Annotated in this window: 12 protein-coding genes and 2 tRNA genes; 8 read left to right on the plus strand and 6 right to left on the minus strand. The window is 65.0% G+C overall.

Going from position 1 to position 16,052, the window contains the following annotated elements; genetic code table 11:
• Window positions 1–72 precede the first annotated feature (72 nt).
• Entirely contained in the window at window positions 73–1,077 is a 1,005-nt protein-coding gene (locus ACFOMH_RS09320) for a DMT family transporter (protein ID WP_377744090.1), read from the plus strand.
• Between the two features lie 30 nt (window positions 1,078–1,107).
• On the opposite strand, the gene ACFOMH_RS09325 is transcribed toward ACFOMH_RS09320, so the two are convergent.
• Window positions 1,108–1,183: transfer RNA gene (locus tag ACFOMH_RS09325), tRNA-Thr, on the minus strand.
• A 185-nt stretch (window positions 1,184–1,368) separates the two neighbouring features.
• Complete coding sequence (locus ACFOMH_RS09330) at window positions 1,369–1,770, minus strand: response regulator (protein ID WP_374425371.1); 402 nt, start codon at window positions 1,768–1,770, stop codon at window positions 1,369–1,371.
• A 285-nt stretch (window positions 1,771–2,055) separates the two neighbouring features.
• Here ACFOMH_RS09330 and rpsB point away from each other — a divergent pair, with 285 nt between their 5' ends.
• Entirely contained in the window at window positions 2,056–2,838 is a 783-nt protein-coding gene (rpsB, locus tag ACFOMH_RS09335; RefSeq protein WP_374425370.1) for a 30S ribosomal protein S2, read from the plus strand.
• Between the two features lie 93 nt (window positions 2,839–2,931).
• Entirely contained in the window at window positions 2,932–3,843 is a 912-nt protein-coding gene (gene tsf, locus ACFOMH_RS09340; RefSeq protein WP_374425369.1) for a translation elongation factor Ts, read from the plus strand.
• A 99-nt stretch (window positions 3,844–3,942) separates the two neighbouring features.
• On the opposite strand, the gene ACFOMH_RS09345 is transcribed toward tsf, so the two are convergent.
• Window positions 3,943–4,815, minus strand: a complete 873-nt coding sequence (locus ACFOMH_RS09345) for a helix-turn-helix transcriptional regulator (RefSeq protein ID WP_374425368.1) — start codon at window positions 4,813–4,815, stop codon at window positions 3,943–3,945.
• 367 nt (window positions 4,816–5,182) lie between these two features.
• Here ACFOMH_RS09345 and ACFOMH_RS09350 point away from each other — a divergent pair, with 367 nt between their 5' ends.
• Window positions 5,183–6,010 (plus strand): hypothetical protein, encoded by an 828-nt coding sequence (locus ACFOMH_RS09350; protein WP_377744092.1) that lies wholly within the window; start codon window positions 5,183–5,185, stop codon window positions 6,008–6,010.
• 54 nt (window positions 6,011–6,064) lie between these two features.
• Here the strand turns inward: ACFOMH_RS09350 and ACFOMH_RS09355 are convergent, their stop codons facing one another.
• Complete coding sequence (locus tag ACFOMH_RS09355; protein WP_377744094.1) at window positions 6,065–7,279, minus strand: multidrug effflux MFS transporter; 1,215 nt, start codon at window positions 7,277–7,279, stop codon at window positions 6,065–6,067.
• 115 nt (window positions 7,280–7,394) lie between these two features.
• On the opposite strand from ACFOMH_RS09355, the gene ACFOMH_RS09360 reads away from it, so the two are divergent.
• Window positions 7,395–7,817: a DUF1489 family protein gene (locus ACFOMH_RS09360; RefSeq protein ID WP_374425365.1), complete on the plus strand. Its 423-nt coding sequence runs from the start codon at window positions 7,395–7,397 to the stop codon at window positions 7,815–7,817.
• A gap of 68 nt (window positions 7,818–7,885) precedes the next feature.
• Here the strand turns inward: ACFOMH_RS09360 and ACFOMH_RS09365 are convergent.
• Window positions 7,886–7,959: transfer RNA gene (locus tag ACFOMH_RS09365), tRNA-Gly, on the minus strand.
• A 117-nt stretch (window positions 7,960–8,076) separates the two neighbouring features.
• A complete protein-coding gene (locus ACFOMH_RS09370; RefSeq protein ID WP_377744096.1) occupies window positions 8,077–9,705 on the minus strand; it encodes an acyl-CoA synthetase in 1,629 nt (542 codons plus the stop codon).
• A gap of 248 nt (window positions 9,706–9,953) precedes the next feature.
• On the opposite strand from ACFOMH_RS09370, the gene ACFOMH_RS09375 reads away from it, so the two are divergent.
• The 3 genes from ACFOMH_RS09375 to ACFOMH_RS09385 all read left to right on the plus strand — a co-directional run bounded on the left by ACFOMH_RS09375 (window position 9,954) and on the right by ACFOMH_RS09385 (window position 16,032).
• Window positions 9,954–11,252, plus strand: a complete 1,299-nt coding sequence (locus ACFOMH_RS09375) for an efflux RND transporter periplasmic adaptor subunit (RefSeq protein WP_377744098.1) — start codon at window positions 9,954–9,956, stop codon at window positions 11,250–11,252.
• A gap of 75 nt (window positions 11,253–11,327) precedes the next feature.
• Window positions 11,328–14,456, plus strand: a complete 3,129-nt coding sequence (locus tag ACFOMH_RS09380; RefSeq protein ID WP_377744099.1) for an efflux RND transporter permease subunit — start codon at window positions 11,328–11,330, stop codon at window positions 14,454–14,456.
• 283 nt (window positions 14,457–14,739) lie between these two features.
• Entirely contained in the window at window positions 14,740–16,032 is a 1,293-nt protein-coding gene (locus ACFOMH_RS09385; protein WP_374425361.1) for a short-chain fatty acyl-CoA regulator family protein, read from the plus strand.
• Window positions 16,033–16,052: the final 20 nt, after the last annotated feature.

Raw genomic sequence — 16,052 nt, forward strand, 5'->3', positions numbered from 1 at the left:
GCCATATTCGCGATATGCGGGTCGTGATGAAAGATGAAAAAGCTGGTCGCATCTCTGCATCAAGGACATGCCATGACCCGGATCGCGACCTTCCCGTCCCCAACCCTGCCGCGCAGCAGGGCCGCATTCGCGCTGAGCACCCTCGCCGCCCTGTTCTGGGGCACGAATTTCGAAGCGACGCGGATCGTTCTTGAGGGAATGGATCCCTGGACCGCCGCTGCGACGCGTTTTGTCATCGCCACGGCGGCGATCATGCTGTGGCTGGGAATGTCCGGCGGTTTCGATGTCGCATCGCTGCGCCGCAACCTGATTGCGTTTTGCGTGCTGGGCATCATCGGGGTCGCCGGCTTCAACGCCGCGCTGTTTCTGGGCATGCGCAGTTCAAGCCCGGTCACGGCGGCACTGATCATGGCGACCAGTCCGCTGACCACCACATTACTGGATGCATTGTTGCAGGGGCGCCGGCCCTCGACGCGGACAATGCTGGGCATGGCCATTGCATTGTTCGGGGTGGCCATGACCGTGGGGGCCTTTGCCGGGACGCGCATCGCCTCGGGCGATCTTTTGATCCTGTGCGGCAGTCTGGGCTGGGCGATCTATACCATCGGCTGCCGGCATTGGGTGCGGGGGGCCGACGCGCTGCAAACCGCGTCCTGGACGATGCTCAGCGGGACCGTCGTCCTGGTGATTCTGGCGCTGTGGCTGGGCGATCCGCTGGACGGCATCGCGCATGCGGGGGGACGGATCTGGGCGGCGATCCTGTGGATGGCGCTCTTCGGATCGGCACTGGCCTATATCTTCTGGCAGGTCGGCGTATCGGTCCGGGGGGCGGGGCCGACCTCGGTGCTGTTCAACCTGGTGCCGGTGGCGGCGCTGATCCTGGCCGCCATTCTGGGCCGCATGCCCCAGCCCATGCAGGTCGCGGGCGTGGCCATCGCGATCCTTGGGGTGGTTCTGGCAAGCGGGCGCCCGGCTGCGCGTGGACGCGCGGGCTGGTTTCGCCATGGCTTTGCCGGGGACGCGGCCGCCCTGAGCTTGGACGATTCGCGCCGCAACGATCGTCCGAGAAACCCGTGAGAAAGATGGAAAAGCGATCTGCGAAAGATTTGGTGCCGGCAGAGGGAATCGAACCCCCGACCCCGAGATTACAAATCACGTGCTCTACCAGCTGAGCTATACCGGCGCCTTTGTCGGACGCAGGCGGCCTGCGCCGCCCATGCGTCCCGTTCTGGGATCTGCCGCCGTAATCTGGACTGGGCGGCATGCCCGTTGGCTTCGATAGCGGTTGCGCCCTTCCTGTGCAAGCGCGCCGTTGGCCCCCGCCCATCCGACGCGGCCGGGGATCGGAAACGCCGCGCCATCGCCGCCCTATCCCTCGCCCGTGACGGGGACCGCCGCACGGATTGCGGCCATCAGTTGTTCTTTCGAGAACGGATCCCGCAGCCAGCCCGAGGCGCCGATATTGCGCGCCCGCGTCTTCAGCACCGGGCTGGTATTGGCCGACATGACCAGAATCGGCACCGCCCGCAGATATTCCAGCCGCCGCACCGCCTCGATAAAGCCCAGACCGTCCATCTGCGGCATGCTGATGCCGGTGATGATAATGTCCGGCCGCAGATACATCAGCTGCGTCAGCCCCTGAATGCCGTCGCTGCTGACATGCACCGTGCAGCCGGCGGCGGTCAGCGCCGCCTCGGCCTGTGCGCGCATCTGTATGCGGCGATGTTGCAGCAGGATCGTCAGATCCAGCGGCCCGTCCCGATCAACCATTTTCCCCTTTACCTCCCGCAGTCTCAATCACCGGGTCATCCGCCCCCATGTTTCCATCCGGTCGGGACAAGATGGCGCAAACAGATTAAACATAGGTTTACGGCCCCCAATTCGCCGGGCGGAAATCGCGCATGGCCGCTTTTGGGGCTTGCCTTTCGGGCCGCGACCGACTAAATCGCGCCCACTTCACAGGCGGGGTCGGGCCCCGGGGGGAGACATCCCCTGACGGTCCACCGGTTGGGGCATTGCCCTGAAAGCCCCGCCCAGGCGCAAACCGGAAAGGACATGGACATGGCGCTTCCCGAATTCTCCATGCGTCAGCTCTTGGAAGCTGGCGTGCATTATGGTCACCAGACCCAGCGCTGGAACCCCCGTATGGCCGAGTTCATCTATGGTGAACGTAACGGCATTCACATTTTCGACCTGACCCAGACGGTTCCGATGCTGGACGCCGCGCTGCAGGTCGTGCGCGACACCGTCGCCAAGGGCGGCCGCGTCCTTTTCGTCGGCACCAAGCGTCAGGCCCAGAAGGCCATCGCCGAAGCCGCCGAGAAATCGGCCCAGTATTATATGAACCACCGTTGGCTGGGCGGCACGCTGACCAACTGGAAAACCGTTTCGCAGTCGATCCAGCGCCTGAAGGCTCTGGACGAAACGCTGGGTTCGGGCGCCGAAGGCCTGACCAAGAAAGAGCGTCTGCAAATGGAACGCGAGCAGGCCAAACTTCAGGCCTCGCTGGGCGGGATCCGCGAAATGGGCGGTCTGCCGGACCTTCTGTTCGTCATCGACGTCAACAAGGAAGACCTGGCCATCGCCGAGGCGAAGAAACTGGGCATCCCGGTCGTCGCCGTGGTCGATACCAACTGCTCGCCCAAGGGTGTGGATTACATCATCCCCGGCAACGATGACGCCGCCCGCGCCATCGCGCTTTACACCGACCTGATGAGCCGCGCCGCGCTGGACGGTATGTCGGCCCAGATGGGCGCCGCCGGCGTCGATCTTGGCGCGCTGGAGGCCGCTCCGGGCGAAGATCTGGACGAAGAAGCCGCCGAAGAAGCCAACGCCTGATCGGGGTGCCCGTACGGGCCCCCTTGGCTTTACGGAACATTCATCAGGCGGGGATAAGCCCCGCCTGACGCATTCAGAACAAGGAGACATCCGATGGCTATCACCGCTGCGATGGTGAAAGAGCTGCGCGAAACGACCGGCGCAGGCATGATGGACGCCAAGAAGGCGCTGACCGAAACCGACGGCAACATGGACGCCGCCATCGACTGGCTGCGCACCAAGGGCCTGGCGAAAGCCGCCAAGAAAGCCGACCGCGTCGCCGCCGAAGGGCTGGTCGGTGTGCAGGTCACCAACGGTCGTGGCGTCGCCATCGAGATCAACTCGGAAACCGACTTCGTCGCCAAGAACGCCGATTTCCAGCAGCTGGTCCGTGAAATCAGCGAAGTCGCGCTGGAAACCGCGACCGATGTCGAGGTGCTGCGCGCCACGCATCTGAACGGCAAGCCCGTCTCGGAAGTGCTGACCGACGCCATCGCCCGCATCGGCGAGAACATGACCCTGCGCCGGATGCACGTTCTGGAAGGCGACACCGTGGTGTCCTATGTCCACAACGCCGCCGCAGACGGCATGGGCAAGATCGGCGTGCTGGTCGCGCTGAACGGCCCGGCGGAAAAGGCGCAGGCGATCGGCAAGCAATTCGCCATGCACATCGCCGCGACCAACCCGGTTTCGCTGTCGGAAGCCACCCTGGACCCGACCGTGCTTGAGCGCGAATTGCAGGTTCAGACCGCCAAGGCGCTGGAAGAAAACGCCTCGTCCGACAAGCCCAAGCCCGAGGCTGTGATCCAGAACAACATCATCCCGGGCCGGATGAAGAAATTCGTCGCCGAAAACACCCTGCTGGGTCAGGCCTTCGTGATGAATCCCGATCTGACCGTCGAGCAGGCGGCCAAGGATGCGGGCGTCGAAATCACCGGCTATGCCCGCGTGATGGTTGGCGAAGGCATCGAGAAGAAGGAAGAGGATTTCGCCGCAGAGGTCGCCAAGACCCTGGGCGGAAACTGATCCGCGCCGATCCTGCCGGTCAAACAACGCCCGGCATGATAAATAACCAATGCCCCGCAGATCATTGATTTGCGGGGTATTTTCATGCCTTGCTGCGATTCAACCTTCGGTGCCCCGTTCGCCCGAAACCGTGCTTGCGCCCAGAAACGAGGTAAAGCGCCAGGGCTCTCCCCCCGACCGCCCCGAGGCGCCGGACTGGGCATCGCTCTTGACGGTGCATGGCTCACCGGGATCGACAAAGATCTGCCGGCGGCTCGCGGCCAGCAGGATCGCCTGTGCGGTGGTGCGCGCGCCAAGCGCCTTTCGCGCCAGTCGCAGGTGCTTTTCGACCGTCGCAAGCGTCACATCCAGAAGCTCGGCGATCTCTTGCGTGGTCTGCCCGACCGAGATGCATTCCAGCACCTCGCGCTGACGCAGGGTCAGCACCTCGCCGGGCTGGTTGAAGGGCATGCTGGCAATGCGCAGATGAACGATTCCGGTCAGTGCCTCGATTTCGCGGTGGGATCGCTGCCAGGATTCGTCCAGCTTGTCCTGACGCTGACCGATGGCGCCGTTCAGGATGACCCCCGCGCGCAGCCGCTGCACGCTGTCGCCCAGACTGATCGCATAGCCGGCGACATAGCCATATCGCGTGAACAGATCCATCGCCCGCTCATCCTCGGCGCTCAGCCGGCCAGCAATGCGCTGGGTCCGCATCCAGTCCCAGCTTTCGCTGCCGTGATTGCGCTCGATCCAGCGATACATCGGGGAATTCTGTAACAGGTTTTGCGACAACAATTCGTGCAAAAGCCGGGGAGAGTGGCTGGACAGCAGGATGCTGTCATCGATCATCCGCGCGCTTTCCGACCGCAACAACCGCATGCCGTGATATGAAACATGCGGAAAGCCCAACTTGGTCAGCGTCGATACATATCTTTGCCAGACCTGCTCTGCCGAGCGCGCAGCAAGGATATTCTCTATGACGTCCAACATTTCAGGCACCTTGAGCGGTCGAGTCGATCTGAATGAGAAAGTTACGACACGCCGCCAGTAATTGAAATATTCTTACTCCAAAACAACATATCTTCAATCCTGACAATAGGGCGCAGCGGCGGAAAGGCCGGATTCACGCAGAAATATCAGGCCAAACCTAATATTATCATATCAGTATGACAAATTTCTGATGAAATACCTTAACTTTTCCGCGCCAAAGCCTGTCCTGCGGCTGTTGTGACCCGGCGCGGTCTGGATGGTTTCCCTGTCCCGCAATGCAGGCTACTGTGCCGGCGAAAACGAGTCAGGGGTTCAATGCATGCAGGTCGCCTTTCACTGCGGGGTCCATGGGACAGATCTTTACCGTATGGTCAAGACATTGCAGCAAAATCGCGACTGGCTTTTGCGAAACGGGATCGAGCCGCTGACCCCGAACAGCCATCGCGACGTCTTTGGCGAGGCGACGAACGCGCTGCAAGGAACGCCAGCCACGCCCGACATGCAACAGGTGATGTTCGACAGCCTGCTTGAGGTGGACGAGCCGCGGCGCATGATCTGTAGCACGCCGACCTTTCTGGGAACCGTGCGCCGCGTCATTTCACCGCAGGGGCTTTACGCTATCGCGGGCGAGAAAATGGCGGCGCTCGCCAATCTCTTCCCCGATGCCGAGGTCGAATTCTTCATGGCGCTGAAAAATCCCGCCACGCTGATTCCCTTCATCGCCGCCCAGGACAACAGCCCGCCCTATCACGAGCTCATGTCCGGCATCGACCCCGAGGCGCTGCGCTGGGCGCCCACCATGCGCCGCATCCTCTCGGCCCTGCCGGGTCATCGCATCGTCGTCTGGTGTAACGAGGACACCCCCCTGATCTGGCCCGAGGTGGTGCGCCGCATCGCCACCATGCCGAGCGATGTCCCGCTTAAAGCCGGCTTGCAGATCCTGGGCGACATCATGCGCCCCGAGGGCATTCAGATGATCCGCGAGGCGCTTGCCCGCGAAGAGCGCCTGACCGTCGCCAGCCGGCGGCGCATCTTCACCGAAGCGCTTGAGAAATATGCCCTGCCCGACCAGCTTGAGGTCGAAATCGCGCTGCCCGGCTGGACCCAGGAGCTGGTGGACCGGATCACCGCGAATTACGACCGCGACGTGGCCGAAATCGCGGCCCTGCCCGGCATCGAATTCATCTCGCCCTGATCCCGGCATGGGGCCGGGCTGCGCCCCGGCCGCCGCGCCATATGGCCGGGGGCATCACACCTCGTCGACGCGGCGCATCAGCCACAGCGCCAGCCCCGAACAGATCAGCGTGGCCAGCACGATAGGCAGCGCGGTCCCGTTATACAAAAGCCCGATCGGCGCCGCGATCAGCACCGCGCCAATGGTCGAGACCGCCGCGATGACCGAGGCGGCCATCCCCGCGACATGGCCCATGCGCTGCAATGCCATGGCGTTCAGATTGCCAAAGGTGACGCCAGCCATGAAGAAGACGCTGACCGACCACAGGAAAAACGCCGGAAAGCGCAGCCCCGGCGGCAACAGATCCCCCATCAGCAGGATCAGCATGCTGCCCGATACCACGACCTGCATCGCATAGGCCGCAGAAACGATCCGGCGCATCCCCAGCCGCATCACATAGCGCGCGTTCAGCACCGTCCCGCCCCCCGACAACAGCGCCATCGCCGCAAACCACAGCGGAAAGCTGTCCCCGGTGTGATAGGTGTCGACATAAAGCTGTTGCGCCGAGCTGAGCAATGCAAACATCTGCCCAAAGCCCAGCGTCATCACCAGCGTGATCAGCTGCACCTGCGAATTGCCCAGCACCTCGCGCGCCGAGGCCCCCAGCGCGGACAGGTTCAGTGGCCGCCGCGCCGCCGGCGGCAGGGTCTCGGCCTGACGCAGGTTCAGCCACAGCGCCCCGACCAGCGCCAACAGAACAAAGGACCCAAAGACCCCGCGCCAGCCGATGGCCTGGATAATGATCATGCCGATCGACGGCGCCACCGCCGGGATCAGGATAAAGATCATCATCACGAAGCTGGTGATGCGGGCCATCTCGCGGCCCTGATAAAGGTCGCGCACCAGCGCAAGCGCCACGATCCGCGGCGCCGCCGCCCCCACCCCCTGCACGAAACGCGCCACCAGCAGCATCTCAAGCGAATTGGCAAAGACGGCGGCGATGGCCGCCAGCGCATAGATGGCAAAGCCCGCCGTGATCACCGGCTTGCGCCCCAGGGTGTCCGAAAGCGGCCCCGCCACCAAAAGACCGATCCCCATCCCAGCGACAAAGGCCGTCAGCACCAGCTGCGCCCGGTTCACATTGCCCGGCGACAGCTCGGCCGCGATCTGCGGCAGTGCCGGCAGCATGGAATCGATGGAAAAGGCGATGACGGCAAAGATCAATGCCAGCATGGCGATGAATTCCGGCAGCGGCTGGCTGCGGATCGGCGTCGGGTTCGGCTCGTTCATGATGTTTTCCGTTTGCGCTTGGCATCGGGGTAACGCCGCGGGGTGACGGGTGCAACCCCGCCGCCCCCTTGCCACCCCGGTTGCGCCTGCCCCTAAGGCGGATATATCTGGGCACATGAGCGGACATCTGAACCTGATGAAACTTTGCGTCGGTTGCGACGACCCGGCCGAACTGGCCGCATGGCAGGCGGATCGCTATAAGGGGGGCCCGGCGCGCCATGTCACCCGGATGTGGCCCAAACGCGAAGCCGAGCTGCTCGACGGCGGTTCGATCTATTGGGTGTTCAAAGGCGTCATGCAGGCCCGCCAGCGCCTGCTGGCTCTTGAAGAGGTGCTTGGCGAGGACGGCATCCGCCGCTGCGCGCTGATCCTTGAGCCGGGGCTGATCCGGGTCGCGGCGGTGCCGCGCCGCCCGTTTCAGGGCTGGCGCTACCTGCCCGGCACGGATGCGCCCCCCGACCTGCCCCAGGGGCGCGACAGCGAACCGAACCTGCCGCCGGACATCGCCCGCGCGCTGGCCGATATGGGGCTGCGCTAAAGTATCCCAAACGCAGGCCACAGCGCGCCGAAACCTGCGATGCGCAATGCCCTGATCTGTCAGAAGATTGGAGCGGGTAGCGGGAATCGAACCCGCGCCAAGAGCTTGGGAAGCTCGTGTGATACCATTTCACCATACCCGCGCTGGCGGTGCAAATAGCATTACCCCGCGCCCGACCGCAAGAGCAAACCGTCACCCCGCGGCGCCGGTTTCTTCTTCATTCAAATATCCATGCGGCCGCGCCGACCAGTGCAAGGTTTCACAGTCGGCGCGCCTGCTCACGCAGGATGAATTTCTGGATCTTGCCGGTCGATGTCTTGGGCAATTCCCCAAAGACCACCGTCCTCGGCGCCTTGAAATGCGCCATGTTCTGGCGACAGAACGCAATCAGATCCTCGGCCGACAGCACGCGCCCGGGCTTGAGCGCGACAAAGGCACAGGGCGTCTCGCCCCATTTCGCGTCCGGCCGGGCCACGACCGCCGCCTCCATCACGTCGGGATGGCGGTAAAGCACATCCTCGACCTCGATCGAGGAAATATTCTCGCCCCCGGAAATGATGATATCCTTGGACCGGTCTTTCAGCTCGATATAGCCATCGGGATGGATCACCCCCAGATCGCCCGAGGCGAACCAGCCGCCGCGAAAGCTTTTCTCGGTGGCCGACGGGTTCTTGAGATAGCCCTTCATCACATTGTTTCCGCGCATGAAGATCTCGCCCATGGTCTGGCCGTCGCGGGGCACCGGCGCCATGGTTTCGGGATCGGCGACCATCAGCCCGCCAAGCGCGGGATTGCGCACGCCCTGACGCGATTTCAGCCGCGCGCGCGCCTCGGGGCTGCGCTCGTTCCATTCCTCTTTCCAGGCACAAACCACCGAGGGGCCATAGGTCTCGGTCAGCCCATAGACATGGGTGACCGAAATCCCCAGCGCCTCCATCGCCGCGATGACCGTGGCCGGGGGCGCAGCACCTGCGGTCATCACCTTGATCTCATGGTCGAAAACCTTCAGCTCGTCGGGGGCGTTGGCCAGCATGTTCAGCACGATGGGCGCACCGCAGAAATGGCTGACCCTTTCGTCGCGGATCAATTGCCAGATCGGTTCGGCCCGGACCGCGCGCAGACAGATACAGACCCCGGCATTGGCGGCGATGGTCCAGGGAAAGCACCAGCCGTTGCAGTGAAACATCGGCAGCGTCCACAGATAACGCGCATGCTGGGGCATGCCCCAGGACACGATATTGGCCATGGCGTTCAGCGCCGCGCCGCGATGGTGATAGACCACGCCCTTGGGGTCGCCCGTCGTCCCCGAGGTGTAATTCAGCGTGATCGCATCCCATTCGCTTTCCGGCAAAAGCCAGTCGAAATCCGCATCCCCTTCGGCCAGAAGCGCGTCATAGCTCAGCTGCCCGATGCGCCGGGCGCCGTCAAAACCGGGATCGAGGATATCGACGACCAGCATCTCTGTCCGGCCCGAAATTCGCACCGCGCGCTCGGCCAGTTCCGCGAATTCGGGATCGACCAACAGCACCCGCGCCTCGCCATGGTTCAGGATGAAGGCCACGGCCTCGGCATCCAGACCGGTGTTGATGGCATTGAGCACACCCCCGGCCATGGGCACGCTGAAATGGGCCTCGAACATTTCGGGGATATTGGCGGCGATGATCGCGACAGTATCGCCCGGCCGCAGCCCGCGCCCCACCAGCGCGCCCGCAACGCGCCGGCAGCGGTCATAGGTTTCGGCCCAGTTCCGGCGCAGATCGCCATAAAGCACCGCAAGCGCCTGGGGATAGACCTCGGCCGTGCGCTCGATGAAGCGCAAGGGCGAAAGCTGTTCGTAATTCGCCGCACAGGCATCGAGGCCCTGCTTGTAGATTTGTTGATCGGCCATTCATCCCCCCTGAACACCCGTCCCGCCCGGATCGCCGCGATCCGCCATGACGGCGACGGATATTCAGGCTAGCGCAAGGCCAAAGCCCAAGGCCAGCGCGATCTGCAAGGGCGATCCGCCCGCGCGGTCCGGCGGCCTGCCTTCCGGCGATGCGCGCAAGTGCGGTCCGCGCGTTTTTGGGATTGAATATCCCGGTGGTTGCTGTTCGTTATAATACAAAACCCGCATTCCATGCCCGGAGCAAGACAATGCCAGCGCTTCCGCGCCGTATTCCCAGTTGCCTGATCCTGCCGCTTGCGATCGGGCTTTTCCACACGGCCGCCATGCCTGCCGCCGCGCAGCAGCCTCAGGGCGAGATGCCGCCGACCCCGGTGACGGTGGTGACCCTGCATGCGCAGGATGTGCCGTTGACCACCACCCTGCCCGGCCGCGTCGCCGCCTCGGCCGAGGCCGAGGTGCGCCCGCAGGTCAACGGTATCGTCACCGAACGCCTGTTCAAAGAAGGACGCCACGTCAATCTGGGCGATCCGCTGTTCCGTATCGACCGCACCACCTATGACGCGGCCGTGGCTCAGGCCGAGGCCGCCGTGGCCCAGGCCCGCGCCCAGGCCGACAATGCCCGCCGCGAGGCCGAGCGCGCCGGCGCCCTGCGCGACCGCCGCGTCGCCAGCGAAAGCACCACCGACAGCGCCATCGCCGCCCGCGACGCCGCCGAGGCCGCCGTCAAGGTCGCCGAGGCCCAGCTGCTGACCGCCCAGATCGAGGTCGAGCGCACCACCATCCGCGCCGAGCTGGACGGCGAGATCGGCCTGGCCCAGACCAGTCAGGGCGCGCTGGTCACCGCCAGCCAGGCCAATCCGCTGGCCGTCATCCGCACGCTGGACCCGGTCTATGTCGACGTGACCCAATCGGCCGCCCAGGTCATCCGGTTCCGCCGCCAGATGGCCGAAACCGACTGGCAGATACGCGGCGATCAAAAGGTCACGCTGCGGCTGGCCGATGGCACCGATTTCGACCACGAAGGCACGCTGACCGCCGCCGAACCCTATGTGAACGAAACCACCGGCGTGGTCACGCTGCGGCTGTCATTCGCCAATCCCGACCGGGTTCTGCTGCCGGGCATGTATGTTCAGGCCGTGGTCCAGCAGACCATCGCCCATGACGTGTTCCTGGCCCCCCAAGAGGGCGTGTCGCGCGACCGCCGGGGTCAGCCCATCGCGCTGGTGGCCAATGCCGAGAATATCGTCGAACAGCGCCAGCTGACCATTCTTCAGGACATGGGCAATAGCTGGGTGGTCAGTCAGGGACTGAAGGATGGCGACCGGCTGATCGTCGAGGGTCTGCAAAAGATCGCCCCCGGCGCCCCGGTCGCCCCGCAGGAACGCCAGCCCGCCACCCCCGAAGCGGCGGCCCCGGCCGCCGAGGGTACGGATGCCCCGGCAACGCCCGGCGACGCCGAAGCGAAGGCCCCGGCCGATGCCGCCGCGACCGATGCGCCCGCGGATGCCCCGGCCGAAGGCCAGGACGGCGAGACGGCGGCGAACTGATCGCAGCCGCATCCGCCGCAGACCCGCCGCAGTCAAAGCAATGGCAGCCAAAGCAATACAGGACAGGAAACGCTAATGGCCCGCTTTTTCATCGACCGTCCAGTCTTTGCCTGGGTGATTTCGATCCTGATCATGGGGCTGGGGATTCTGTCGATCCTGACCCTGCCGGTCGCGCAATACCCCCAGATCGCCCCGCCGCAGGTGACGGTCACCGCCACCTATCCCGGCGCCTCGGCCGATACCGTGGCCAATACCGTGACCCAGGTCATCGAACAGCAGATGACCGGGCTGGACGGCCTGCGCTATTTCAGCTCGTCCTCCAGTTCGGCCGGCATCTCGACCACGACGCTGACCTTCGAGACCGGCACCAATGCCGACATCGCCCAGGTTCAGGTGCAGAACAAGCTGTCGCAGGCGACCTCGCTTCTGCCCGAACCGGTCCAGCGTCAGGGTATTACCGTCGAGAAATCCTCGTCGGGCTTTCTGATGGTAATCGGCCTGACCTCGACGGACAAACAATATGAACAGGCCGATCTGGCCGACTATCTGATTTCCAACATCGTCAACGATATCAGCCGGGTCGAGGGCGTGGGCACGGTCCAGGTCTTTGGCTCGCAATATGCGATGCGGATCTGGCTGGATCCGTCCAAGCTTGCGGCCTATGACATGGCGCCGTCGGATGTGGTGGCGGCGGTCTCGGCCGAGAACGCGCAGATTTCTGCCGGCAGCTTCGGCGACCGGCCCGCGCCCGCCGGCCAGATGCTGAACGCCACCGTCACCGCGCAATCGCTGCTGTCGACGCCGACCGATTTCGAACAGATCGTGCTGCGCGCCGAGGCCGATGGCGGTCTGATCCTGCTCAAGGATGTGGCCCGCGTCGAGATCGGCGCCGAGAATTACATGACCGACGCCCAGTATAACGGGCAGCCGGCCTCGGGGATGGCGATCAGCCTGGCCTCGGGGGCGAACGCGCTGGACACGGCCGACCGCATCAAGGCGCGGATGGACGAATTCGCCCGCTTCTTCCCCGAGGGCATGACCTATGTGGTGCCCTTTGACACCACGCCCTTCGTGCTGATCTCGATCGAAGAAGTGGTCAAGACGCTGATCGAGGCCATCGTGCTGGTGTTTCTGGTCATGCTGCTGTTCTTGCAGAACTGGCGGGCAACGATCATTCCGACGCTGGCGGTGCCGGTCGTGCTTTTGGGCACGTTCGGGATTCTGGCGGCATTGGGCTTTACCATCAACACGCTGACCATGCTGGCCATGGTGCTGGCCATCGGGCTTTTGGTCGATGACGCCATCGTCGTGGTGGAAAACGTCGAACGCATCATGGAGGAAGAGGGCCTTTCCCCGCGAGAGGCGACGCGCAAATCGATGGGCCAGATCACCGGGGCGCTGGTCGGTATCGCGCTGGTGCTGTCGGCGGTCTTCGTGCCGATGGCGTTTTTCGGCGGCTCGACCGGGGTCATCTACAAGCAGTTCGCGATCACCATCGCCTCGGCCATGGGTCTTTCGGTGGTGGTGGCGCTGACGCTGACGCCGGCGCTTTGCGCCACGCTGCTGCGCAATGAACACGGCCACAAGACGCGCGGCTTCTTTGGCCTTTTCAACCGCATTTTCGACGGGATCATGCATCGCTATGGCGGTGCGGTGAACTGGCTGATCCGGCGGCCGTTGCGGATGATGGTGATCTATCTGTGCATCGGCGCGGCCATGGTGTTCATGTTCCTGCGCACGCCCACCGGCTTTTTGCCCGATGAGGATCAGGGCATCATGTTCGTGCTGATCCAGGGTCCGACCGGCGCCACCACCGAACGCACCGAAGCGGTGATCCGGCAGGTTCAGGGCTATTTCAACACCCAGGAGGCCGAGAATGTCGACAGCTCGTTCGGCGTCAGCGGCTTCAGCTTTGCCGGTCAGGGCCAGAACATGGGCATCGTCTTTCTGCGGCTGAAGGACTGGTCGGAACGGCCGCGTCCCGATCAGTCGGTGCAGGCGATTGCCGGGCGCGCCTTTCCGGCGATGATGCAGATCCAGGATGCGATGGTCTTTCCCATCGTGCCGCCCTCGGTCATCGAGCTGGGCAACGTGTCGGGCTTTGACTTCTATCTTCAGGCCCGCGCCGGCCAGCCGCATGAACAGCTGCTGGATGCCCGCAACCAGATGCTGGGCATGGCCGCGCAGGATCCGCGCATCGCCTCGGCCCGCCCCAACGGGCTTGAGGACGCGGCGCAGTACAAGCTCGATATCGACTGGCGCAAGGCCGGGGCCATGGGCGTGACCGCGACCGATGTCGGCAGCCTTCTGTCGGTGGCCTGGGCCGGCAGCTATGTGAACGACTTCATCGATCGTGGCCGGATCAAGCGCGTCTATGTTCAGGGCGAGGCCAATTCGCGCTCGGTGCCGACCGATATCGACAAATGGCGGGTGCGCAACAGCGCGGGCGGGCTTGTGCCCTTCTCGAACTTTGCCACCGGTCTGTGGAGCTATGGGCCCCAGGGGCTGACCCGCTATAACGGCGTGCCGGCCATGCAGGTACAGGGCTCGCCCCAGCCCGGCGTATCCTCGGGCGAAGGCATGGCCGCGATTCAGGAACTTGGCGCACAACTGCCCACCGGCTTTGACGTCGCCTGGACCGGCCTTTCGCTTGAGGAACAACAGGCCGGAAGCCAGACCACGCTGCTTTACGGGCTGTCGCTGGCGGTGGTGTTCCTGTGTCTTGCGGCGCTTTATGAAAGCTGGTCGATCCCCTTCGCGGTGATGCTGGCCATGCCCATCGGGGTTCTGGGCGCGCTGGCCGGGGCCTGGCTCGGCGGGTTCGACAATGGCGTTTTCTTCCAGGTCGGGTTGCTGACCGTGATCGGCCTGACCGGCAAGAACGCCATCCTGATCGTCGAATTCGCCCGCGAACAGGCGGATGCCGGCAAGCCGCTTTACGAGGCCGTGGTCGAGGCCGCGCGCCAGCGGTTCCGGCCCATCGTCATGACCTCGGTCGCCTTCTCGCTGGGGGTGCTGCCGCTGGCGCTGTCTTCGGGGGCGGGGGCGAACGGGCGCAACACCATCGGCGCGACCGTGCTGGGCGGGACGATTTCGGCCACCGTGCTGGGCGTTCTTTTCGTGCCGCTGTTCTTTGTGCTGGTGCGCCGCATGCTGGGCCGGCCCGAGCCGGCGGCCAAGCCGGCCACCGAGAGCGCCGCCTGATCCGGGCCAAGGGGCCAGCGGGCAACCGCAAGACCCTGAAACGAAACGGGGCCGGGATGCATCGCGCATTCCGGCCCCTTCCCGTTCCGGGCGGTCCAGATGCGGCTTGCCCGATCCCCGCGCCGAACCTAATCTGTCCTTCGGGATTTTACGTTGCCCGCCTGCGCGGGCGACCTGTCAAAGGAAGTTCAGCCTGACCCGCCCATGCCCGCCCATCCGCCACCTCTGGCCGCGACCGCCTGTTCGCCGCCTTGCTGGCCATGGCCGTCCCGGGGGCTGACCCTTGGCCCGCCCGTCCCAGATCCCTGCCCGACCCTCGCCGGCCCGGCCGCTGATCGGCACGCGCATCCGCGAACGGCGCCTGTCCCTTGGCCAGCGGCAAACCGATATCGCGCGCCGCGCCGATATTTCGGCCGCCTATCTGAACCTGATCGAGCATAATCGCCGGCCGGTCGGCCACGACCTGTTGTCGCGGCTGGCGCAGGCGCTGGAAATCGATCCGCAGGAACTGGCCTCGGATCGCGAAGAGCTTTTGATCGGCGCCCTGCGCGAGGCGGCCGCCCGCGCGCCCGATCAGTCCGGGACCGCCGTCGAGCTGGATCAGATCGGCGAATTCGCCGCCCGATTTCCGGGCTGGGCGGCGACGCTGGCCGATGCCATGCGCCGCGCCGATGCGCTGGAACGGCGGCTGATCGCGCTGTCGGATCGCATGACGCGCGACCCCTATCTTTTGACCACGCTGCATGAGGTGCAATCGGCGGTGACGGCGCTGCGCTCGACCGCCTCGATCCTTGCGGAAACGCCCGAGATCGAACCGGAATGGCGCGACCGCTTTCACGCCAATCTGGACAGCGACAGCCTGCGCCTGTCGCGCACTGCACAGTCGCTCGTGGCCTATCTCGACAGTTTCGAGGACGATGCCGTGCCGATGTCGCCTCAGGAAGAGGTCGAGGCCTGGCTGGCCGCCGGCCAGAGCGATCCCGCCAACGCGCCGGAACTGGTCTCGGATGCGGCGCGGGCGATGGCGCAGGGGCTGGCCGGCATGCTGGCCCATGACCGCGCGCAATTGCCCGATGCGACGCTGTCGGCGGCGGTCTCGGATCCCGCCATCGCCGGCGATCCGGCACAGATCGCCGCGCGTCTGGGCAGGTCCCTCGACCTCGTTCTGCGCCGGCTTGGCGTGTTGCGGCCCGGCCCATGGCAACAGGCCGGGCTGATCGTCTGTGACGGTTCGGGCGCGGCGATCCTGCGCCTTGCGGCCACCGGCTTTCCGCTGCCCCGCCCGGGCGAGGGCTGCGCGCTTTGGCCGCTGTTCGAGGCGCTGGCCCAGCCGCAGCTGCCCGTCGCGCGGCTGATCGAGACCACCGGCGAGGGCCGTTTCGCCGCATGGGCCGTGGCCGAACGGCTGTTGCCCATGGGCTTTGACGGCCCCGCGCTCAGCCGGGCGCAGATGCTGATCCGGCCCGCCGCCTTGCAGGACACGCGCCCGGCGCTGCCGGTCGGTCCCGCCTGCCGGATCTGTCCGCGCCCCGCCTGCACGGCACGGCACGAACCTTCGATCCTGGGTCCGGCATGAGCATTTGACGCCGCTGCCAC

It is taken from the genome of Paracoccus mangrovi, assembly GCF_042648425.1.
In the GTDB taxonomy this organism is placed as follows: domain Bacteria; phylum Pseudomonadota; class Alphaproteobacteria; order Rhodobacterales; family Rhodobacteraceae; genus Paracoccus; species Paracoccus mangrovi.

What these genes read in the sequence shown, in the direction of transcription:
- ACFOMH_RS09350 (WP_377744092.1), top strand. Translation starts at nt 5,183, where the DNA reads ATGGTCAAGACATTGCAGCAAAATCGCGACTGGCTTTTGCGAAACGGG.
- rpsB (WP_374425370.1), top strand. Translation starts at nt 2,056, where the DNA reads ATGGACATGGCGCTTCCCGAATTCTCCATGCGTCAGCTCTTGGAAGCT.
- ACFOMH_RS09360 (WP_374425365.1), top strand. Translation starts at nt 7,395, where the DNA reads ATGAGCGGACATCTGAACCTGATGAAACTTTGCGTCGGTTGCGACGAC.
- ACFOMH_RS09345 (WP_374425368.1), bottom strand. Translation starts at nt 4,815, where the DNA reads ATGTTGGACGTCATAGAGAATATCCTTGCTGCGCGCTCGGCAGAGCAG.
- tsf (WP_374425369.1), top strand. Translation starts at nt 2,932, where the DNA reads ATGGCTATCACCGCTGCGATGGTGAAAGAGCTGCGCGAAACGACCGGC.
- ACFOMH_RS09370 (WP_377744096.1), bottom strand. Translation starts at nt 9,705, where the DNA reads ATGGCCGATCAACAAATCTACAAGCAGGGCCTCGATGCCTGTGCGGCG.
- ACFOMH_RS09380 (WP_377744099.1), top strand. Translation starts at nt 11,328, where the DNA reads ATGGCCCGCTTTTTCATCGACCGTCCAGTCTTTGCCTGGGTGATTTCG.
- ACFOMH_RS09355 (WP_377744094.1), bottom strand. Translation starts at nt 7,279, where the DNA reads ATGAACGAGCCGAACCCGACGCCGATCCGCAGCCAGCCGCTGCCGGAA.
- ACFOMH_RS09375 (WP_377744098.1), top strand. Translation starts at nt 9,954, where the DNA reads ATGCCAGCGCTTCCGCGCCGTATTCCCAGTTGCCTGATCCTGCCGCTT.
- ACFOMH_RS09320 (WP_377744090.1), top strand. Translation starts at nt 73, where the DNA reads ATGACCCGGATCGCGACCTTCCCGTCCCCAACCCTGCCGCGCAGCAGG.
- ACFOMH_RS09330 (WP_374425371.1), bottom strand. Translation starts at nt 1,770, where the DNA reads ATGGTTGATCGGGACGGGCCGCTGGATCTGACGATCCTGCTGCAACAT.